Source organism: Streptomyces sp. NBC_01433, assembly GCF_026340105.1.
GTDB lineage: Bacteria > Actinomycetota > Actinomycetes > Streptomycetales > Streptomycetaceae > Streptomyces.
Window position 1 is genome coordinate 1,095,292 of sequence record NZ_JAPEPM010000001.1, and the last position, 21,120, is coordinate 1,116,411.

16 protein-coding genes and 2 pseudogenes are annotated in these 21,120 nt (G+C 71.4%); 9 read left to right on the top strand and 9 right to left on the bottom strand.

What is annotated here, in order from left to right:
* The gene (locus OG413_RS04725) at positions 1 to 759 is read right to left on the bottom strand and encodes an IclR family transcriptional regulator (protein WP_266803156.1); all 759 of its coding nucleotides are present in this window, start codon (positions 757 to 759) and stop codon (positions 1 to 3) included.
* Entirely contained in the window at positions 756 to 1,886 is a 1,131-nt protein-coding gene (locus tag OG413_RS04730; protein ID WP_266803157.1) for a sugar kinase, read from the bottom strand. Before OG413_RS04730 ends, OG413_RS04725 begins: the two co-directional genes overlap by 4 nt.
* A gap of 137 nt (positions 1,887 to 2,023) precedes the next feature.
* Here OG413_RS04730 and OG413_RS04735 point away from each other — a divergent pair, with 137 nt between their 5' ends.
* Both OG413_RS04735 and OG413_RS04740 read left to right on the top strand, forming a co-directional pair.
* A complete protein-coding gene (locus OG413_RS04735) occupies positions 2,024 to 3,316 on the top strand; it encodes an alanine racemase (protein WP_266803158.1) in 1,293 nt (430 codons plus the stop codon).
* A 187-nt stretch (positions 3,317 to 3,503) separates the two neighbouring features.
* Positions 3,504 to 5,138, top strand: coding sequence for an amidohydrolase family protein (locus OG413_RS04740; RefSeq protein ID WP_266803159.1), 1,635 nt, complete (start codon positions 3,504 to 3,506; stop codon positions 5,136 to 5,138).
* Positions 5,139 to 5,217: 79 nt separating this feature from the next.
* On the opposite strand, the gene OG413_RS04745 is transcribed toward OG413_RS04740, so the two are convergent.
* The gene (locus OG413_RS04745; protein ID WP_266803160.1) at positions 5,218 to 6,060 is read right to left on the bottom strand and encodes a siderophore-interacting protein; all 843 of its coding nucleotides are present in this window, start codon (positions 6,058 to 6,060) and stop codon (positions 5,218 to 5,220) included.
* A gap of 83 nt (positions 6,061 to 6,143) precedes the next feature.
* On the opposite strand from OG413_RS04745, the gene OG413_RS04750 reads away from it, so the two are divergent.
* A complete protein-coding gene (locus tag OG413_RS04750) occupies positions 6,144 to 6,998 on the top strand; it encodes a TetR/AcrR family transcriptional regulator C-terminal domain-containing protein (protein ID WP_266803161.1) in 855 nt (284 codons plus the stop codon).
* 64 nt (positions 6,999 to 7,062) lie between these two features.
* Here OG413_RS04750 and OG413_RS04755 read toward each other — a convergent pair whose 3' ends face one another.
* On the bottom strand, positions 7,063 to 7,941 hold the full coding sequence (locus tag OG413_RS04755; protein ID WP_266803162.1) for a serine protease: 879 nt from the start codon (positions 7,939 to 7,941) through the stop codon (positions 7,063 to 7,065).
* Positions 7,942 to 8,038: 97 nt separating this feature from the next.
* The gene (locus OG413_RS04760) at positions 8,039 to 8,572 is read right to left on the bottom strand and encodes a helix-turn-helix domain-containing protein (protein WP_266803163.1); all 534 of its coding nucleotides are present in this window, start codon (positions 8,570 to 8,572) and stop codon (positions 8,039 to 8,041) included.
* A 94-nt stretch (positions 8,573 to 8,666) separates the two neighbouring features.
* On the opposite strand from OG413_RS04760, the gene OG413_RS04765 reads away from it, so the two are divergent.
* From OG413_RS04765 to OG413_RS04780, 4 genes and pseudogenes are all read left to right on the top strand, one after another.
* Entirely contained in the window at positions 8,667 to 9,500 is an 834-nt protein-coding gene (locus OG413_RS04765; protein WP_266803164.1) for an NAD(P)-binding domain-containing protein, read from the top strand.
* 126 nt (positions 9,501 to 9,626) lie between these two features.
* Positions 9,627 to 10,439, top strand: coding sequence for an arylamine N-acetyltransferase (locus tag OG413_RS04770; RefSeq protein ID WP_266803165.1), 813 nt, complete (start codon positions 9,627 to 9,629; stop codon positions 10,437 to 10,439).
* 253 nt (positions 10,440 to 10,692) lie between these two features.
* Entirely contained in the window at positions 10,693 to 11,904 is a 1,212-nt protein-coding gene (locus OG413_RS04775) for a pyridoxal phosphate-dependent aminotransferase (RefSeq protein ID WP_073718147.1), read from the top strand.
* 81 nt (positions 11,905 to 11,985) lie between these two features.
* A pseudogene (locus OG413_RS04780) lies at positions 11,986 to 12,339 on the top strand (hypothetical protein); the annotation flags it as partial.
* Positions 12,340 to 12,530: 191 nt separating this feature from the next.
* On the opposite strand, the gene OG413_RS04785 reads toward OG413_RS04780, so the two are convergent.
* Both OG413_RS04785 and OG413_RS04790 read right to left on the bottom strand, forming a co-directional pair.
* Complete coding sequence (locus OG413_RS04785; protein ID WP_266803166.1) at positions 12,531 to 14,261, bottom strand: Ig-like domain repeat protein; 1,731 nt, start codon at positions 14,259 to 14,261, stop codon at positions 12,531 to 12,533.
* A 325-nt stretch (positions 14,262 to 14,586) separates the two neighbouring features.
* Positions 14,587 to 16,419: a phosphoenolpyruvate carboxykinase (GTP) gene (locus OG413_RS04790; protein WP_266803167.1), complete on the bottom strand. Its 1,833-nt coding sequence runs from the start codon at positions 16,417 to 16,419 to the stop codon at positions 14,587 to 14,589.
* Between the two features lie 211 nt (positions 16,420 to 16,630).
* Between OG413_RS04790 and OG413_RS04795 the strand changes: the two genes are divergently transcribed.
* A complete protein-coding gene (locus tag OG413_RS04795) occupies positions 16,631 to 17,335 on the top strand; it encodes a hemolysin III family protein (RefSeq protein WP_266803168.1) in 705 nt (234 codons plus the stop codon).
* Positions 17,336 to 17,413: 78 nt separating this feature from the next.
* Here OG413_RS04795 and OG413_RS04800 read toward each other — a convergent pair whose 3' ends face one another.
* Positions 17,414 to 19,432, bottom strand: coding sequence for a thioredoxin domain-containing protein (locus tag OG413_RS04800; protein ID WP_266803169.1), 2,019 nt, complete (start codon positions 19,430 to 19,432; stop codon positions 17,414 to 17,416).
* Between the two features lie 199 nt (positions 19,433 to 19,631).
* On the opposite strand from OG413_RS04800, the pseudogene OG413_RS04805 reads away from it, so the two are divergent.
* Positions 19,632 to 20,197: pseudogene (locus OG413_RS04805) on the top strand (Uma2 family endonuclease).
* A 94-nt stretch (positions 20,198 to 20,291) separates the two neighbouring features.
* Here OG413_RS04805 and OG413_RS04810 read toward each other — a convergent pair.
* Positions 20,292 to 21,023 carry a DUF4365 domain-containing protein gene (locus OG413_RS04810; RefSeq protein ID WP_266803170.1) on the bottom strand — a complete coding sequence of 244 codons (732 nt, stop codon included), beginning with the start codon at positions 21,021 to 21,023 and terminating at the stop codon, positions 20,292 to 20,294.
* Positions 21,024 to 21,120 lie beyond the last annotated feature (97 nt).

Genomic DNA, 21,120 nt, shown 5'->3' on the forward strand with positions numbered 1-21,120 from the left:
TCAGGCTTTCTTGTGTGGGGTGGTGCCGGAGTACTCCCGGCTGATGGCGTCGGCGGTGCGGCGCACCAGCGGGAGCAGGGTGAGGAGTTCCTCGGCCGTGACGACCACATTGGGCGCCGACACGGACATCGCCGCGACGACCCGGCCGTCCGCGCCGCGGATCGGAGCGCCGATGCAGTTGATGGACTCCTCGTGGCCACCGAGGTCGGTGGCCCAGCCCTGTTCGCGTACGACGGCGAGCTCCTTGAGGAACGCACCGGCGTTGGGGACGGAACGGGACGTGTACATGGGGTAGTCGAGCGTCTCGGCGATCACGCGCCGCTCGGGCTCGGTCAGGTCGGCGAGCAGGAGCTTGGCGACCGCCGCGACGGTGATCGCGACGGGCTTGCCGATCCGTGAGTACATCCGGACCGGGTAGCGGCTCTCGACCTTGTCGATGTAGAGGACCTCGTGTTCCTCGTACACCGCGAGATGGACGGTGTGCCCGCACCGGTCGTTGAGGTCGACGAGGTGGGGGTGGGCGATCTCCCGTACGTCGAGGTTCTCTACGGCTTCCTGGGCGAGCGCGAAGAGCCGGGCGCCGAGGCGGTAGCGCTGGTCCTGCTGGCGGTAGACGAGCCCGTGCTCGTGCAGCGTACGGAGCAGGCGCAGCGCCGTGGACTTGTGGACGCCGAGCCGCTCGGCGACCTGGCCGAGGTCGGCGGGGCCCTGGGCGAGCAGCGGCAGGATGCTCAGCGCCCGGTCGACGGTCTGGCTCATGTCGTACGTACCTCCTGGTCGTCCCCCGTCCACCCGGGGCCGAGACGAAGTCTCCCCCAGGCGTCGTCGTCGAGGGCGGCGAGGCGGTCGGCGCGGTCGCGGGGCGGCGGGTCGGTGAGGTCCCCGGGGACGGTGAGGACGGCGGCGGCCATCAGGTGGCCGTGCCGGACGCGCTCGCGTACGGGCAGGTCGCGCAGGGTGGCGGAGAGGAATCCGGCGGCGAAGGCGTCACCGGCCCCGACGGGGGCGACGACATCGACGCGGAGGGCGGGGACGTCGGTGACGGTGTCGGTCCGCTCCCCCGCATCGGCCGCGTCCCTCACATCGGCCGCGTCCCTCGCATCGGCCGCGTCGGCCGGGGCGCCGGGCCCGGAGCCGGGTCGCGAGAAGACCGTCGCCCCGTCCGCGCCACGCTTGATCACCAGTACCGCCGGTTCCGGCAGGGCCGCGCGGATGGCCTCGGCGCCCGTCAGTCCCCAGGCCTCCTCCGCCTCGTCCTCCCCGACGAAGACCAGGTCGGAGCGCCGGGCCAGATCGAGCAGGACGCCCGGCCCCGCCTCGCTGCCCCGCCACAGACCCGGGCGGTGGTTGACGTCGAAGGAGATCAGCGGGCGGTCGGGCCGGGGTGCGGTCAGATCGTGGAGCAGGGCCAGGCAGTCCGCCGAGAGCGCCGCGGTGATGCCGGACAGATGCAGGACGCGGCCCGCGAACAGCTTCTCGTACGGGACGTTGTGCGGGGACATCGCGGAGGCGGCGGAACCGGCCCGGTAGTACGCCACCTCGTGGGTGTCGGTGGCCCGGTCCGTGGCGGTGCGGAAGTAGATGCCGGTGGGGCGGTCCGGGTCGCGGCGGACGGCGGAGGTGTCGACCCCGTACGCGGCGATGGCGCCGACGAGATGGTCGCCGAAGCCGTCGGCGCCGACCCGGCCGACCCAGGCCGCCCGGTGTCCGGCGGCGGCGAGCGCGCAGGCGACGTTGGACTCGGCACCGCCGATCCCGCGGCCGAAGGAGGGGACGTCGGCGAGGCGGCCGGGCCGGGAGGGCAGGAACGTCACCATGGACTCGCCGAGACACACGACCTCGGTGGTCGTGGCGGTGCTGGGCGTCCCTGCTGCGGGTCCGGGCACTCTGGGCTCCTCGCTGATCCGGCGTGCGGCGCCGGTTCTCACCATTGACCCGGCATCGGCTCGGATGTTAGACAGCATTGAGCGATATGCGCAATGGGTGTTGCATATGGTGCAACGAACACTTCGAGGAGTTTCCCTTGGCAGCCGACCGCCCCACCCGCCACACCGTGTCCGACCTTGCCGAGGAACGCGTCGATCACCGCTTCAAGTCGCTGCCGCCCGACGCGGAGGGCCTGACCGTCGGCGCCCTGGCCGCCGAGCGCCGCAACCTCTTCACGGGCGGCTTCACCACCCCGGTGCTCGCACTGTCCGCCGAGTCGGTCGAGCACAACCTCGCCCTCCTGGAGACGTACGCCGAGCGCCACGGCCTCCTGTTCGCCCCGCACGGCAAGACGTCCATGTCCCCGCAGCTCTTCGCCGACCAGCTGGAGCGCGGCGCGTGGGGCATCACCGCGGCCGTGCCGCACCAGGCGCGGGTCTACCGGGCGTACGGCATCCAGCGGATCTTCCTGGCCAACGAGGTCGTCGACGCGGTGGCGCTGCGCTGGCTGGCCGGTGAGCTGGCGGCCGACCCGGAGTTCCGCTTCGTCTGCTACGTCGACTCGGTGCGCGGCGTCGAGCTGATGGACGAGGCCCTGAGCGCCGCGGGCGCCGTACGCCCGGTCGATGTGGTCGTGGAGCTGGGCGCGGGCGAGGGCGCGCGCACGGGCGCCCGGACCGGGGCGGACTGCGCGGCGGTCGCCGACGCGGTGGCCGCCGCCGGCACCCTGCGCCTGGTGGGCGTCGCCGGGTACGAGGGCGAGGTGCCCGAGGCGTCCCCGGAGCGCGTACGGGAGTGGCTGCGGCGACTCGTCGCGCTCGCGGGCGACTTCGACAAGGCGGGGCGCTTCACCGGCTGCGACGAGATCATGATCAGCGCGGGGGGCAGCGCCTGGTTCGACGCGGTGGCGGACGTCTTCGCCGAGATCCCCGAACTGAGCTTGCCCGTACTGAAGTTGCTCCGCTCGGGCGCCTATGTCTCGCACGACGACGGCCACTACAAGCGCCTCACCCCGTTCAACCGGGTCCCCGGGGAGGGCACCCTCCAGCCCGCCTTCCGGATCTGGGCCCAGGTCGTCTCCCGCCCGACCGGCGAACAGGCGTTCCTCAACGCGGGCAAGCGCGACGCGGCGTACGACCTCGACCTGCCCGAGGCGCAGGTCGTCCGCTCCGGCCGGGACGGCTCGGTGCGGCCCGCGACGGGGATCACGGTCACCGGCCTCTCCGACCAGCACACCTGGGTACGTACGGAGCCGGGGGCGGAGCTGGAGGTGGGCGACTGGGTCGGGATGGGCCTGTCGCACCCGTGCACCAGCTTCGACAAGTGGCAGCTGATCCCGCTGGTCACGGCGGACGGCACGGTCACGGACTACATCCGCACGTTCTTCTGAGCCCGCCCGGGGGGGCGCCCCGTAGTACGGGGGCGCTCTCCCGCGCGCCCCGTAGTACGGGGGCGCTCTCCCGCAAGGGGGCGCCCCCTCCGTACAAGCCCCCCGGCCCGCCGGTCCCGCCCGCCTGCTCCATCCCCCCGTCACGCCCGTCACGCCCGTCACGCCCGTCCCCGAAAGGTGACACCCCATGGACCTGGTCATCCGCGACGCGCTGGTCGTCGACGGCACCGCCACCCCCGCCTACCGCGCCGACGTAGCCGTCGACGGCGGCCGGATCACCGAGATCCGCGCCGAGGGCGCCCCCGGCCCGCGCCCCACCGCCACCCGCACCCTCGACGCCGACGGTCTCGCCCTCTCCCCCGGCTTCATCGACATGCACGCCCACAGCGACCTGGCACTGCTGCGGGACCCCGACCACAGCGCGAAGGCGGCGCAGGGCGTCACCCTCGAAGTGCTGGGGCAGGACGGCCTGTCGTACGCCCCCGTCGACGACCGCACGCTCGCCGAGGTGCGCCGCACCATCAGCGGGTGGAACGGCGGGGCCCCCGAGGACACGGGCGTCGACTTCGACTGGCGCACGGTCGGCGGCTATCTGGACCGGCTCGACAACAACTTCGGCGGCCAGGGCATCGCGGTCAACGCCGCCTACCTCGTCCCGCAGGGCACGGTCCGGATGTACGCCGTCGGGTGGGACGACCGGCCCGCCACCGAAGCCGAGCTGAACCGGATGCGGGAGCTGGTCGCCCAGGGCATGGCCGAGGGCGCGGTCGGCATGTCCTCGGGGCTGACGTACACCCCCGGGATGTACGCGGACGACGCCGAACTCACCGAGCTGTGCCGGGTGGTGGCCCGGTACGACGGCTACTACTGCCCGCACCACCGCTCGTACGGCGCGGGCGCGCTGGCGGCGTACGAGGAGATGGTGCAGCTCACCCGTAACGCGGGCTGCGCCCTCCATCTCGCCCACGCCACCATGAACTTCGGTGTGAACAAGGGGAAGGCGCCGGATCTGCTGACCCTGCTCGACGACGCCCTCTCCACGGGTGCCGACATCTCCCTGGACACCTACCCGTACACCCCCGGCTGCACGACGCTCGCCGCGATGCTGCCGAGCTGGGCGAACGAGGGCGGCCCGGAGTCGGTCCTCACGCGTCTCGCGGACGGAGCGACGGCGGAGAAGATACGGCACCACCTGGAGGTGCTGGGCTCGGACGGCTGCCACGGGGTGCCGATCGAGTGGGACACCATCGAGATCTCGGGCGTCGGCGCGCCGGGGCTGGCCGACCACGTCGGCCGTACGGTGGCGGAGTCGGCCCGGCTGCGCGGCGAGGCCCCCTGGGTGACCGCACGGCGGCTGCTGACGGAGGACCGGCTCGGCACGACGATCCTTCAGCATGTCGGCCACGAGGAGAACGTCCAGCAGATCATGCGCCACCGGGTGCACACCGGGGGCAGCGACGGCATCCTCCAGGGGGACAAGCCGCACCCGCGCGCGTACGGCACGTTCCCGCAGTATCTCGGCCGCTACGTCCGGGAGTTGGGCATTCTCTCGCTGGAGGAGTGCGTCGCCCATCTGACGTCCCGCCCGGCCTCCCGGCTCCGACTGGCGGACCGCGGCCTCGTCCGCGAGGGCTACCGCGCCGACCTGGTCCTTTTCGACCCGGCGACCGTGGCGGCGGGATCGACGTTCGAGGAGCCGCGCACCTTGCCGGTGGGCATCCCGCACGTACTGATCGACGGCCGCTTCGTCATCCAGGACGGCCGGCGGACCTCGGTACTGGCGGGGCGGTCGGTACGGGGCGCGGGGACCGCACGGCGATAGGGAACGGGGCACGCGGGAGCGCCTACGGCGATGAGGAACGGGGCGAACGGGAGCGTACGCCGCTGAGGAGCGGCGCGGGTCAGGCCCCGGCCGCCCGCTCACGCGCCCAGGCCAGGTCCTCCTCGGTCGGGGCGTCGTCCTGGGTGAGCCTGCGCCGCCAGTAGCCGCTGAACTCGACCGACTCCTTGGGCAGCCGCCGCTCCTCGACCAGGTGGCGGCGCAACGCCCGGACCTCTCCCGCCTCCCCCGCGATCCACGCGGCGCCCGCCCCGTCGCCGGGGAGCCGTGCCGCGCGGACCGCACCGAGCAGCGAGCCGCCCCGGTCCCGGTGCACCCAGTGCACGTCCACCCCGGCGGCGGACGGCAGCTCCCGCTCCTCGGCCGCGTCCGCGACCTCGACGTACGCCAGGGCCCGCGCCCCGGCCGGCAGGGCTTCGAGCAGCGTGCCGATCGCCGGGAGCGCGGTCTCGTCACCGGCGAGCAGCAGCCAGTCGGACGCGGGCAGCGGGCGGGCGTACATCGAGGAGGGCCCGACCATGCCGAGCACATCGCCGGGGCGGGCGGCCGAAACCCAGCGGGTGGCGGGGCCGGTGTCGCCGTGGAGCACGAAGTCGACGGCCATCGCGTTGCGTCCGCGGTCGTAGGAGCGGACGGTGAAGCTGCGCATCCAGGGGCGTTCGCTCTCGGGGATCGCCAGGTACGCCTCGTACCAGCGCATCCCGTAGGTGTCGTCGGCGTCCTGCCGGGGCAGCCGGGGCACCCGCTGCCCGTCGCGCGGGAGGCAGAGCTTCATCTGCTGGTCGGGCCGGTCCTCCATGAGGCCGGGCAGGCCCTCCCCGGTGAGGGTGACGCGCACCGTCCTGGGGGTGACCCGGCGGACGTCCGTGACCTGTACGTATGTGACCGGCAGCGCGTGACTCATCGGGCCGGGCCCCTCTCCCACTGATACCTTACGAGGTAAAGAATTACCCGGCCGAAGTTACTTTATGGCGTAAGGAGTCGCAAGTGGTGGTCTTTGCCGGGCAGGGTGACGCCCGCCGTTCCCTCTCCCTGCTGTGGCGCGGGGACGCTCCGGCGCAGCCGCACGGCGGGCCGGGACCCAAGCCCCGGCTGAGCGTGGACGCGATCGTCGCAGCCGCCGTCGCGGTCGCCGACGCGGAGGGCATGGCCGCGCTCTCGATGCGGGCGGTGGGCGACCGGCTCGGCCGGACGGCGATGGCGCTCTACACCTACGTCCCGGGCAAGAGCGAACTGCTGGACCTGATGTACGACGCGGTGCACGCCGAACTCCCCGCGCACTACCCGGAGTCGGCCGACTGGCGGGCCTCGCTCACCGCCTGGGCGCGGGACCTGCTGGATTTCTACGTCCGCCACCCCTGGGTGCTCCAGGTCTCCCAGGCCCGTCCGGTGCTGGGCCCGCACGAGTACGCGGGGCTGGACACGCTCGTCCGGCTGCTCCAGGGGACCGGGCTACACGCCCGGGTTCTGCGGCGGCTGGTGGGGACGCTGTTCCACTTCGTGCGCGGCGCGGCGGGCACGGTGGCCGATTCCCGGCAGGCGGCGGCGGTGACCGGCAGCTCGGACGAGGAATGGTGGGCGGCCCGCGCGGCGGTGCTCGGCGAGATGGCCCCGGACTTCGCGGACCGCTTCCCCGCCGTGAGCCGGCTGGAGCGCGAGGGCACGCCGGACGCGCCGTCGGCCGACGACCCGGTGCCGTATCCGGAGCGGGAGGCGCGCGAGACGTTCCGGGTGGGCCTGGAGGTGCTGCTGGACGGCATCGGCGCACGGGTCACCGCCCACGAGGCTCACGAAGACCACGAAGCGCACGAAGCCGACGACACGGACGCCGCACGGGCCTGAGTTCCGGCCCGTGCGGCGTCCACGCGGTGACGTGCGTATATGTACCGGCGTATACGTGCCGGGGTTACGGCTTGGGCAGGGCGCAGCCGGCCCGGTTCAGGTCGATCTTGCTACCGGCGCCTATGCACGGGACCATGTTGTACGTCTGCTGGGCGTAGTTGATGCCCTGACGGACGGTCACCTTGCCGCTCTCGTCGACCTCGCACGGGTTGTTGTCCGTGCACTGCTGGCCGTCCTCATTGCCGGTGTTGTTGACGGCGACCACCTTGCCGGTGGCGTTGTTGATCACCGGCGAGCCGGACGTACCGCCGATGGTCTGGCAGGCGGAGGTGTAGCGGACCGAGTCCTTCCAGGTCCACTGGCCCTCCTTGAGGCGGTAGGCGAAGCCGTCGACGTTGCAGCCGTACGTGCGCTTCCAGTACCCGGAGACGACGGTGATCGCGGCGCCCGCCGCCGGGTGGGCGGTGTCCAGCTCCAGCGCCTTGATGCCGTAGCTGCTCTCGATCTGGGCGTAGGTGCTGGTGAGTTGGTACAGCGAGACATCCGTGTCGGTCATCGTGCCGTAGGCGATCTTGCTGGCCCGCAGGGTGCCGACGCCGCTGCCCGCGGCGTTGAGCAGGGTGAACGAGCGGGTGGACGGCTGGTTGATCACGACCTGGCCGGGGCCCGGGAAGCCGGACTCCATGCAGTGCCCGTTGGAGAGCACGAGGGCGGGGTCGGTGGACTGGGAGCCGGGTGCGCGGACCACGGAGCCGGAACAATTGCTCAGCGCCACGGTCCCGGCGAAGTTGACCGCCTTGGGCTTGGCCGTGGCATGGGCGTCGTCCGAAACCTTCGCTGCGGCCTTGACTCCGGGCGGCGCCGGGGACACCGCGACAGCGGGTGCGACCCCCGCTCCCAGGAGCAGGACAGCGAGGAACGCACCGACGAGAGGCTTCTTCATATGGGGGGTCCCCTCCAGTGATGTCAGTGACCGGAAATCTTCCGGTTTTTGACATGCGCATGTTGGCGTACATGCGGGGACGCCACAAGGGGCGAATTCAAGCCGTCCGTGCGGCACTGCAGCGGGCCGCCGACTGCACACCGCGTACCGGGCCGGACCCGTTCGCGGAATCGCCCCCGTACTCCGGCCCGTTCACGGAACCATCCCCGTACCCCGGCCGGTTCGCGCAGCCGACCCCGTACTCCGGCCCGTTCGCGCAGTCGTCCCCGGCCTCGGACCGGTCGGACGGCTCGGGCTCCTCGCCGCTCCGGCGGATGTGGTCCCGCCCCCAGGAACCGAGCGGGCCCAGCGCCTCGTTCAGCGTGAAGCCGAGCGGAGTCAGCGAATACTCGACGCGGGGCGGCACTTCGGCGTGCACCTCGCGGTGCACGATGCCGTCGTCCACCAGCTCCTTCAGATGGGAGCTGAGCACCTTCTCCGTCACCCCGGGCACCTGCCTGCGCAGCTCACCGAAACGGCATGTGCCCTCGTTGAGCGCCCAGAGGATCAGCACTTTCCACTTGCCGCCGATCACATCCATCGCCGCGTCGATCCCGCAGACGAACGGCCCGGGCCGTCGTACGAATCCCATCGTCCCCCTCCCACCAGGTCACTGACCGCGAGGTAACCACCCACTCCGAAGTGGGTACTTGAGCCTCCCGGAGCTTTCGACCAGCCTAGTCGTCATGCCCGACAACGCCTCTGAAAAGACCCCGGTCACCCTTCTCGGGCTCGGTGCCATGGGCACCGCGCTCGCCCGTACCTGGCTCGCCGCCGGGCACCCCCTGACCGTCTGGAACCGCAGCCCGGGCCGGGCCGCCGCACTCGCCGCCGACGGAGCGCGGGTGGCCGCGACAGCCGCCGATGCGGTGGCCGAGAACGGTCTCGTCGTGCTCTGCCTGCTGGACGACGCCTCGGTCGGCGACGCGCTGGCCGACGCCGGTCTCACCGGCAAGGACCTCGTCGACCTCACCACCACCACCCCGGCCGAGGCGCGGGAACGCGCGCTGTGGGCGGCCGGGCGCGGCACCCGCTTCCTGAACGGCGGGATCATGGCGATCCCGTCGATGATCGGCACGCCGGGCTCCGGCGGCTATGTCCTCTACAGCGGCTCCCGCGAGCTGTTCGAGGACCGGAAGGACGTACTGGCCGTGCCCGCCGGTACGAAGTACGTGGGACCGGACGCCGGATTCGCCGCCCTGTACGACGTGGCGCTGCTGAGTGCGATGTACGGGATGTTCGCCGGGATCTCGCACGCCTTCGCGCTGGTCCGAGAGGAGGACATCGAGGCCGCGGAGTTCGGCTCGCTGCTGGCGGACTGGCTCATCACCATGGCCCCGCACGCCCGCTCGTTCGCCGCCGGTCCGGACGGCGGCGACCCCGCGGACCAGGACACGACCAGTCCCGCCGTGGTGGCCGCGGGCAATGCCACGCTGCTGCGCACCGCCGTGGAACAGGGCGTCGGCACCGGTCCGCTGACCGCGTTCATGGCCGCCCCGGGAGGGGACGCGGTCGGCTGAACCGGCGTACGGAGCCCGGTCGCCCGAGGGACCCGCCCGGGGCGCCGCCCCGGGGAACCCGCCCGCAGCCGGGCCGCAGGGCGTCCAAAATGGCCCGGCACCGACCCGGCTGCGTACCGTCGAGGTATGACACTCGATCTCGACGCGTACTTCGCCCGCATCGGCTGGAAAGGGGAGCCCCGCCCCACCGCGGAGGTGCTGCGCTCCGTGCACCGCGCCCACATGGTGGGCATCCCGTTCGAGAACCTGGAACCGGTCCTCGGCTCCGCGCCCTCCCTGGCGCTCGCGGATCTGGAGGCCAAGCTCGTCCTCGGCGGGCGCGGCGGGTACTGCTACGAGCAGAACACCCTGCTGTCGGCCGTGCTGAAGCAGCTCGGCTTCAAGGTGACGCTGCTCGCCGCCCGGGTGCTGCTGGGGGCCGCCCCCGGTGACATCCGCCCCCGGACGCACATGCTGATGCGGGTGGACGTACCGGGCGGGAACACTCCCTGGCTGGCCGATGTCGGCTTCGGGGCCGTGAGCGCGCTGTTGGAGCCGATCCCGCTGGTGGCGGACGCGGAGCTGTTCGACGGCCCGCGCCACCACCGGCTCGTGCACACCCCGCACGACGGGCCGCTGGAGCTGTGGGAGCTGCAGACGGAGAAGGGCGGCGCCTGGGAGCCGCAGTACGCGTTCACGCTGGAGCCGTTCGAGGCGCCGGACTTCGAAGTGATCAACTGGCACATCGCGACCAACCCGCGCTCGCCGTTCCAGCAGGCGGTGTACGCCCAGCTCACGCGGCCGGGCTCCCATCTGGCCCTGTCGGGTCTCGATCTGGTCGAGACGGCCGACGACGGCACGATCACGGAGCGGCAGCTGCCGGACGCGGCCGAGGCGCTCCGCGTCCTGCGGGACGACTTCGGCATCCGCGTTCCGGAGGGGACCCGGCTGCCGGAGTGAGGGGCCGGGTCCGGCGGTCCCGCCACTCCGGCAGCCCGTGGCGATCACGTGGCGATCACGTGGCCGATCTCACCCGCCCCCGCGCGTCGCGCCCGCATTCCAAGCCCCGGCGCCGCCCCGGCCAGGGTTCCCACGGTCCGGGCGGGGGGACGCATTCCGTTGGAAGCCGGGCCGGGCCGGCCGCTCGCCCGTCAGGAGCAGCGGGCGGGCAATCTCCGCGCACCGCGTGAAACACGGTCGTAAGCTCGCAGACATGCAGGTCATCCAGTCCACGAAGCTCGCCAACGTCTGTTACGAAATCCGGGGCCCCGTGCTGGAGGAGGCGATGCGGCTGGAAGCGGCCGGTCAGCGCATCCTCAAGCTCAACACCGGCAACCCTGCCGCGTTCGGGTTCGAGTGCCCGCCCGAGATCCTCGAAGACATCCTGCGCAACCTCTCCGGGGCGCACGGCTACGGCGACGCGAAGGGCCTGCTGTCCGCGCGCCGTGCGGTGATGCAGCACTACCAGACCAAGGGGATCGACCTCGACGTCGAGGACATCTACCTCGGCAACGGTGTCTCCGAGCTGATCCAGATGTCGATGCAGGCGCTGCTCGACGACGGCGACGAGGTGCTCGTACCCGCTCCGGACTATCCGCTGTGGACCGCCTCGGTCTCGCTGGCGGGCGGGACGGCCGTGCACTACCGCTGCGACGAGCAGTCCGACTGGATGCCCGACCTGGCCGACATCGAGCGGAAGATCACCGACCGCACCAAGGCCATGGTGATCATCAACCCGAACAACCCGACCGGCGCGGTGTACGACGACGAGATGCTGCGCGCGCTGACGGAGATCGCCCGGCGGCACCATCTGATCGTCTGCTCCGACGAGATCTACGACCGGATCCTGTACGACGGCGCCACCCACACGCCGACCGCGGCGATCGCCCCCGATCTGATGGTGCTGACCTTCAACGGTCTCTCCAAGAACTACCGGGTGGCCGGGTACCGCTCCGGCTGGATGGCCGTCTGCGGGCCGAAGGCGCACGCCACCTCGTACATCGAGGGGCTGACGATCCTCGCCAATATGCGGCTGTGCGCCAACATGCCCTCGCAGCACGCGGTGGCCACCGCGCTCGGCGGGCGGCAGTCGATCAACGACCTGGTGCTGCCCGGCGGGCGCATCCTGGAACAGCGCGACGTGGCGTACGACCTGTTGACGTCGATCCCCGGGGTGACCTGCGTGAAGCCGAAGGGGGCGCTGTATCTCTTCCCCCGGCTCGACCCCAAGGTCTACAAGATCAAGGACGACCGGCAGATGGTGCTCGATCTGCTGCGGGCCGAGAAGATCATGGTCGTGCAGGGTACGGGGTTCAACTGGCCGGAGCCCGACCACTTCCGGGTCGTCACCCTGCCGTCGGTCGAGGATCTGACCGACGCGGTGACCAGGATCGGCAGCTTCCTGGACGGTTACGGTCAGCCTTAGGGCAACTACTGTCGGATCGCGCACAACTTTAGACTGAATCCAAGCTAGGATGGCTTCACAGCAATACGCAGGAGGCCATCCATGTACGAGCCGATCCGCACCAAATCGGTCCACACACCGGCCGACGACGCCGACTTCCCGCACCGCACCCGCGAGGAGGAGCTGGACATCCAGCTCGCCGGGCATCTGGGCGCACTGCTCGCGGTCACCGACGAGCTGGGGCTCGACGCGGCGGGCGACCGCATCGCCGAGCAGGTGGCCCGGCTGCGCGGTGCGCCGCCCGCCCGGCACGCCGGCCTGACCGACGCGCCCCCGGCCGCACTGCACCGCCGCGCCCACGCCCTCGCGGGCCGCGCGCTGGTGGTGGCCGCCGCCCGCGCCGACACGGCGGCGGCGATCCTCTCCGCGGAGCGCATGGACGCCCACACGGCGGCGTCGACCGCCGCCCGGTCCGGAGCGGCGTCCACGCCCGACTCCGCGTCCGCCCCCGCCGCTCCGTCCACCGCCGTAACGTCCCCCGCCGCTGCCCCCGCCGCCTCGCGGCTGGTCGGGGCCCACTGACGGCCCCGGTCCACGGGCCGTCGAGGCGCGTGGACCGGGTGCCACCCACCGGCGGGAGTGCCGGGTCAGCCGGCCTTGCGCACCCGCACGGTCGCCGACGCCGTCGAGCCGCTGTGCAGCTCGTCGCCCGCGTAGCCGACCGTGTACGTCACCTGGCCGTTCGCCCGCGGCAGGTCATTGATCCGGAACGTGCCGTCGGCCGCGACCGCCGCCGACGTCAGGGTGCCGGTGCCCTTCTTGTCGGTGCGCTCCACGGACAGGGTGATCCCGGCCGGAAGGGCGCGGCCCTGCCCGGTCAGCCTGCCGGTGATCTCCAGGCCCTCACCCTTCACACCCTCCGCCGGAGCGGTCAGCGCGAGCGTGGTCGGCGCCTTGGCGACGGCGACCGCGAGGGTGATGTCCTGGGCCGGGCGGTGGGTGAGGTCCCCGGTGAAGGAGACGGTGTACGTGGCGTCGCCGACTAGCGAGGGCACGTCCAGGACGGTGAACGAGCCGTCCGCGTCGGCCTCCACGGCGGCGAGCTTGCGGTCACCGTTCGCGTCATGGCGCACCGCCGACACCTTCACCGGCTCGGTGGGCGCGGGGCCGTCCAGCTCCAACCGCCCCCGGATACCGAGGGGTTCACCGACGACGGCCTGCCCCGGAGTCGTGCTGAGCGCCCCGGTGAAGCGGGAGTCGTGCTGGGCTGCCGGGGGCTGGATCACATGCAGCCAGTACTCGTTGCCGTAGACATTGGTGGTGACCGCGAAGAGGCGCGCGCCGTCCTGCGACCAGCCGAGGCCGCGCGGGGCGATCCGGTCCCCCTCCAGCGCACCGTCGAAGGCGAACTCCAGCGGCGTCGTACGGTCCGCCGGGTCGGCCGCCTGCACCAGCAGATCGGCCGTGCTCCCGGCGGCGGAGGCACCCCGCGCGATGTACTTCCCGTCGCCGCCGAAGGCGACGGCCGACGCCGTGGCGCCCTCGGGCAGCGGCTGGTACGGGACCGGCGCGTCGGACAGGTCGGCGGCGTCCAGGAGGCGGGTGCCCGCGGCGGCGTCGGCGACCGCGATCCGCTGCCCGTCGGCGGACTGCGCGACGTCCTTCAGGTCCAGCGCGCCCTTGCCCGCACTGTCGGCGAACCGGCGCTCGGGCCCGCGCACGAGCGTGCTGCCGCTCGCGTCGAACGTGGTGAGGAAGGGGTTGGCGACACCCGTGGTGCGCGGCTGGCCCATGACGAGGCGGTCCGGTACCTGCGGGCCGCTCCACAGGCGCAGCCGCCCCAGGTCGTTCCAGCCGGTGCCGGCGACCCCGGTGCCGTCGACCTGGTACAGCCGGCTGTTGCGGTTGTCGCAGTCACTGGTGGCCGCGGCCTCGGTGTACCACTGCTTGCCGCCGGCGAACGCCACATCGCGCGGGCACGGCACGTGGTAGTTGGCGTACGCCTGGCCGGTGCGGGTCTGTGTCTGTGTGTCGAAGGAGAGGATTCCGGTCGACTGGGAGACGTAGAGCGTGGCGCTGTCCGTGCTGAGCGCCATTCCGGAGGGCGAGGTGTCGGTGGTGAGCGAACCGACCTTCTCCCCCGCGAAGTTGTACACCTGGACCTGGCCCGCGTCGCGGGACCGGCTGTCGTCGGTGAGGTAGACGCGTTCATGGGCGGAGTCGACGACCATCGCCGAGTACGAGGAGACCGGGAGCTTCGCCACCCGGTCCTCGGCCGCCTGTGCGGCGGGTGCGGCCAGCGCGGTCAGGCCCGCGGTGCCGAGGGTCAGCGCGGTCAGGGTCGCCGCGGTACGTATGCGATGCCGGGACTGCTTCAACTTCGTTCCCCCACAGGCTCGGTAGGCCCCCACGTGACGAGCGGGACGCCTTGTAAAGAATGAGTCAATAGAGGTGAAGATAGTGTGCGCAAGCATATGGCGATGCCTGGACGTTCTCGATGAAAAGGGGCGGCCCCCGGAGCCATGAGGGGGCTCCGGGGGCCGTACCGCGGCGGGCTTTTGGACCCCACAGGTCAGGGCGGATGTCGGATAGACCCGGCCGCGGGGGTTCGGGCGCGGGTGCACCACCGGGCACACAACTCGGCGCACCTCGGTGGTGCGTCCGGTGGGCGGCGCCGCGCGGGCGCCGCCCACCGGGACTGCGTCAGCCCAGGCGCTTGACCAGCGCGCGGTACTCGTCCCACAGCTCCTTGGGCGTGTGGTCGCCGAAGGTGCTGAGGTGCTCGGGGACCAACGCGGCCTCCTCGCGCCAGACTTCCTTGTCCACGGTGAGCAGGAAGTCCAGGTCGGACTGGGAGAGGTCCAGGCCCTCGGTGTCCAGGGAGCCCTTGGCCGGCAGGATGCCGATCGGGGACTCGACGCCCTCGGCCCGGCCCTCCAGCCGCTCGACGATCCACTTGAGGACGCGGCTGTTCTCGCCGAAGCCGGGCCACACGAACGTGCCCGCCTCGTTCTTCCGGAACCAGTTCACGTAGTAGATCTTCGGCAGCTTGGCCTGGTCCTTGTCGGCACCGACCTTGATCCAGTGGTCCATGTAGTCGCCCATGTTGTAGCCGCAGAACGGCAGCATGGCGAACGGGTCGCGGCGCAGCTCGCCGACCTTGCCCTCGGCGGCGGCGGTCTTCTCGGAGGCGACGTTGGCTCCGAGGAAGACGCCGTGCTGCCAGTCGAAGGACTCGGTGACCAGCGGCACGGCCGAGGCGCGGCGGCCGCCGAAGAGGATGGCCGAGATCGGCACGCCCTTGGGGTCCTCCCACTCGGGCGCGATGATCGGGCACTGGCCGGCGGGGACGGTGAAGCGGGCGTTGGGGTGCGCGGCGGGCGTACCGGACTCGGGGGTCCAGTCGTTGCCCTTCCAGTCCGTGAGGTGCGCGGGCGCCTCCTCGGTCATGCCCTCCCACCACACGTCGCCGTCGTCGGTGAGCGCGACGTTGGTGAAGACGGAGTTGCCCCACATGGTCTTCATCGCGTTGGCGTTGGTGTGCTCGCCGGTGCCGGGCGCGACGCCGAAGAATCCGGCCTCGGGGTTGATCGCGTAGAGCCGGCCGTCCTCACCGAACCGCATCCAGGCGATGTCGTCGCCGATGGTCTCGACGGTCCAGCCGGGGATCGTCGGCTCCAGCATGGCGAGGTTGGTCTTGCCGCAGGCGCTCGGGAAGGCGGCGGCGACGTACGTGGGGCCCTGGGACTCGCCCTTCGGCGGCGTGAGCTTGAGGATCAGCATGTGCTCGGCGAGCCAGCCCTCGTCGCGGGCCATGACGGACGCGATGCGCAGGGCGTAGCACTTCTTGCCGAGCAGGGCGTTGCCGCCGTAGCCGGAGCCGTAGGACCAGATCTCGCGGTCCTCGGGGAAGTGCGAGATGTACTTGGTGGAGTTGCACGGCCACGGAACGTCCTCCTGGCCCTCCTCCAGGGGTGCGCCCAGCGTGTGGACGGCCTTGACGAAGAAGCCGTCGGTGCCGAGCTCGTCCAGGACGGCCTGTCCCATGCGCGTCATGGTGCGCATGGAGACGGCGACGTAAGCGGAGTCGGTGATTTCGACGCCGATCGCGGAGAGCGGCGAGCCGACGGGGCCCATGCAGAACGGCACGACGTACATGGTGCGCCCGCGCATGGAGCCGCGGAAGACGCCCTGCTCACCGGCGAAGATCTCCCGCATCTCGGCGGGGGCCTTCCAGTGGTTGGTCGGGCCCGCGTCCTTCTCCAGGGCGGAGCAGATGAAGGTGCGGTCCTCGACACGCGCGACGTCGCTCGGGTCGGACGCGGCGTAGTACGAGTTCGGGCGCTTGGCCTGGTCGAGCTTCGTGAACGTGCCCTTGGCGACGAGCTCCCCGCACAGGCGCTCGTACTCGGCCTCGGAGCCGTCGCACCAGACCACCCGGTCCGGCTCGGTGAGGGCTGCGATCTCGTCTACCCAGGAGACGAGCTCCCGGTGGTTGGTGGGGACAGTGAGGGGAGCCGCGATGTCGCGCGCCACGATCGCTCCTTGTTGAGGGTGTCTGTTGTCAGTTGCCCCGTGGGGGCCGCGACCCGGATGCTTCGAACCTTTCGATTTCCCCTGGCGCTCATCCGGTGCCGACCGCACTCATTTGATCATCCGACCGATTCGCCCATATGTCCAGGGGGCCGCACACGTGAGCATCGCCACTCATATCCGATACCTACGGTGGCGTAGGTAGCATGCGGATATGACTTCTGCCGCCGCTGCCGCTGCGCCCGAACCCGTCGCACTCGAACCCGTCGCACTCGATGCCGTACCGGTGAAACCGCGGATGCGCGGCTGGCTGCACGCCGGGATGTTCCCCGCGGTCCTGATCGCCGGGGTCACCCTGATCGCCCTCACCGACAGCACCCGCGGCCGGATCGCGTGCGCGGTGTACATCGTGAGCGCCTGTCTGCTGTTCGGAGTGAGCGCGGTCTACCACCGCGGCACCTGGGGGCCGCGCGGCGAGGCCGTGCTCCGCAGGCTCGACCACGCCAACATCTTTCTGATCATCGCGGGCACCTATACCCCGCTGACCCTGCTCCTCCTCCCGGAATCCACCGGTCGGCCGCTCCTTTGGGCGGTATGGGCGGCAGCGGTGGCGGGAATCGCCTTCCGGGTGTTCTGGGTCGGCGCCCCGCGCTGGCTCTACACCCCCTGCTACATCGCGATGGGGTGGGCGGCGGTCTTCTTCCTGCCCGACTTCCTGCGCACCGGCGGAATCGCGGTGCTGGTCCTCGTCGTCGTCGGCGGGCTGCTCTACAGCGCGGGCGGCGTGATCTACGGCATCAAGCGCCCCAACCCGTCACCGCGCTGGTTCGGCTTCCACGAGGTCTTCCACTCGCTGACCCTGGCGGCGTTCGTCGTGCACTACGTCGGCATCTCGCTGGTGGCCTACCAGCACGGCTGAGCGATCCGCCCGCGGGCGAGCGAGCGAGGGAAGGGGGCCGAACTCCACGGAGTTTGGCCCCCTTCCCCGTACCCGGTCTCAGCCGCCCAGCTTCCGCGCCAGCTCGGCCACGTCCGTCGTCGGCGCGTCGCAGACGAAATGCCGGCAGACGTACGCGGTCGGCGCCCCGCCCACCCGCGGCCGGTCCACCAGCAGCGAGAACTCCGAACCGGCGTCCGGCCCCTCGCCCGCGGCGACGACCGCACCCGGCGCCCGGCCCAGCAGCGCCGTACGGTGCAGCTCACCGCCGACCGGACCGGCGACGGCCACCTCGCGCGGCCCGTCCAGCAGCGCCTCGGCGACCGCGAGCCCCCAGCCGATGAACCGGGGGGCTCGCGGCGCGAGCGCCTTCACCACCCCCAGGGCTCCCTCGGCGGCGGTCCGGTGGGCCTCCGAGCCGGTGTACGCCGAGTAGGAGAGCAGGGCGCCCGCCGCCGCCGTCCAACCGGCCGGAGTGGCACTGTCGGTGGGGTCCTGCGGGCGGCGGATCAGCTGCTCGGCGTCGTGCGCGGTGTCGTACAGCTGCCCGCCCTCGCCGGTGAACTGCTCCAGCACGATGTCCAGCAGGAAGCCCGCGAACTCCAGCCAGGCCCCCTCACCGGTGACGGCGGCCAGCGCGAGGAAGCCCTCCGCCACATCGCCGTAGTCCTCCAGCACCCCGGCGTTGGTACCCGTGCGCCCGTCCTTGGAGGTCCGCGACAGCCGGGCGACCTCGCCCAGGTGGACCCGTACGAGCAGATCGGCGGCCTCGGTGGCCCGCTCGATCAGATCGGGCCGCCCGAAGTACGCTCCGGTCTCCGCGAGCGCCGCGACGGCGAGCCCGTTCCAGGCGGCGACCACCTTGTCGTCCCGCCCCGGCCGCACCCGCTCCTCGCGCGCCGCCAGCAGCCGGGCCCGTACCTCGGCGACCCGCGCGGGGTCCGCCCCGTCCCCGGCCCTCGGCAGCTGGAGGACGGAGGCCCCCTCCTCGAAGGTCCCCTCGTCGGTGACGCCGAAGTGCGCGGCGGCGAAGGCGGCATCACTCTCGCCGAGCACCTCGCGCAGCTGCTCGGGCGTCCACACGTAGAACGCGCCCTCGACATGCCTGCCGCTCGCGTCCTCGCTGTCGGCGTCCAGCGCGGAGGCGAAGCCGCCCTCGGCCGTCCGCAGCTCGCTCACCATGAAGTCGGCGGTCTCCAAGGCGATCCGGCGGGCCAGATCCGACCCGGTGGCGCGCCACAGATGGGCGTACACGCGGCACAGCAGCGCGTTGTCGTAAAGCATCTTCTCGAAGTGCGGGACCACCCACTCCCGGTCCACGGAGTAGCGGGAGAAACCGCCGCCGAGCTGATCGTAGATCCCGCCCCGGGCCATCGCCTCGCAGGTGTCGGCGGCCATCTGGAGCGCACCCTCGGCCCCGGTGCGGGCATGGTGCCGCAGCAGGAACTCGATCGCCATGGACGGCGGGAACTTGGGCGCGCCGCCGAACCCGCCGCGCTTCTCGTCGTACTCCCGGGTCAGCCCGAGCAGCGCCTGCGCCGTGTCCGACGCGTCCGGCACGCCCTCGCCGCCATGGGCCAGGGAGCGCCCGGCCAGGTCCCGGACGATGCGCGCGGCCACTTCGGCGACCTCCTCGCGCCGGTCGGTCCACGCGGCGCTGACCCCTTCGAGCACCTGCTGGAAGGAGGGCGAGCCGTGGCGGGGTTCGGGCGGGAAGTACGTACCGAAATAGAAGGGTTCGGCGTCCGCGGTGAGGAAGACGGTCATGGGCCAGCCGCCCTGCCCGGTCGCCGCCTGCACCGCCTCCATGTAGACGGCGTCGACGTCGGGCCGTTCCTCCCGGTCGACCTTCACCGGCACGAAGTGCTCGTTCAGATAGGCCGCCACGGTCTCGTCCTCGAACGACTCGTGCGCCATCACATGACACCAGTGACAGCTCGCGTAGCCGACCGATAGCAGAACGGGCACATCGCGCCGCCGCGCTTCCTCGAAGGCCTCCGGCCCCCAGGGCCACCAGTCGACCGGATTCTCGGCATGCTGAAGCAGATACGGCGAGGTCGTGCCACCCAAGCGGTTCACAGCGATCACCCTCTCATGCGACGCCCGGCAGCCCGGATAGGTAAGGCCGCTACCAGAAAATGCGCCTCCCCGACCGACCGGTGTGTCGGCGCGCCGGAGCAGCGCCGGGGGCTTCCGCTCTCCTCGAATCGGGCACGCTGGACAGTAGGCTGAACCCAGCAGCGCCGGAACTGTCGAGGCTCCTCGAAGGAGGTACACCATGACCGCCGAGATGGTGGCGCCCGCGTGGATGCACACGCAGATCAGCGCGGAGCGGTACGACTCCTGGTCCGAGGAGCAGTGTGCCGGCATTGAGATCGTGGACGGGATGGTCGTCGTCAGCCCGAGCGCGTCCAAGCGCCACAACCGGCCGGCCCGGATCTGGCCAATGCCCTGGACGCCGCCGCGGGTCCGGACTGGAACGCCGACACGGACTTCGACGTCCGTCCGCAGGACGTTCCGCTCACCAACCGCCGTCCGGACGTCGTCGTCCACCGGGCCGAGACCATCGATCTCACGCCCGCCCGCCCCGAGCATGTACTCCTGGTCGTCGAGGTCGTGTCGCCCGGCTCGGAGACCACCGACCGGATCGTGAAGGTGGACCAGTACGCCAAGGCCGGCATCCCCTTCTACCGGCGGATCGAACAGGCCGCCACCGGTGTCCCCATCGTCTACACCTACGTTCTCGACCACGCCACCAAGGTTTACCGGGACGGAGAGATGTTCACCGGCGTGATCAAGGCTGCCGCGCCCTTCTCCGTCACCGTCGACCTGGGAGCCGTCTGACAGCGCTGGAAGATTCTTCCCTCATGACTGAGTACGAGGGAAAGGGAAATTCCGGGAACACCTGGAGGCGCTTTTCGAGGAAACCCACCAGGGTTCAGGCGAGGTCACTCTGCTCGACCGGTCGACGCCACCACTCCGTGGATGTGAAGCACGCCATGAGCCAGTGCGCTTCCGCGCTGTTGAGGATGACACCGCCGATCATCGGGATGGGATCGAAGCGGAGCATCCCCTCCTGAATGCGCACGGGATCCCAGTCGAGATCATGATGAAGCAGGACTGCGCACGGCTCCCCACGCTGCTGCCAGAAGATCATGGGTTCGCCGTACTCGTTCTCGAAGGGTTTGACGATGTCGTTCGGAGCGAACTCGACGTCCGCCATGTCCGCCCACCGGCCGACCCCTTGACGTTCCCACACCAGGAAGTTCCGGATGCTCTGCGCGAAAGTCCCGATGGTGGCGTCGTCCAGCACGGACTCCCGTGGGACGACAACGGACTTCAACGTCTTGCGCAGCGCTTCGGCTCGGCGGAGCTGACGGGTCGCGTTGGCCCAGAAGAGGCCGCCTCGCTCAGGATCATGGACTACACAGAGCACCGGCAGGCTACCGTCGCGCCAATTACCCCCGTGATCCCCGACCCGGACGCGATGGCCCCTCCTGGTACGCGTCGAGACGCCACCCTTGACCTGCACGGCCACGGAGTCCGCTGTTCGCTGGTCGTCACGCACGAAGGTGACGTGCAGGTCCTCACCGTGGTCGTTACCGCCGTCGATCTCCTGCACGATGTGCCCGTGCCGCTCCAGCAGCGCACGTACCTCGTTCACGGCCATGCGTCCGACACGCCGGCTTTCAGGCACCTTCGGCATCCCGCCCCCTTTTGATCTGCGAGGGCAAGGCTAAGGGCCGTCCCGTAGTCCCTGGCGGGCG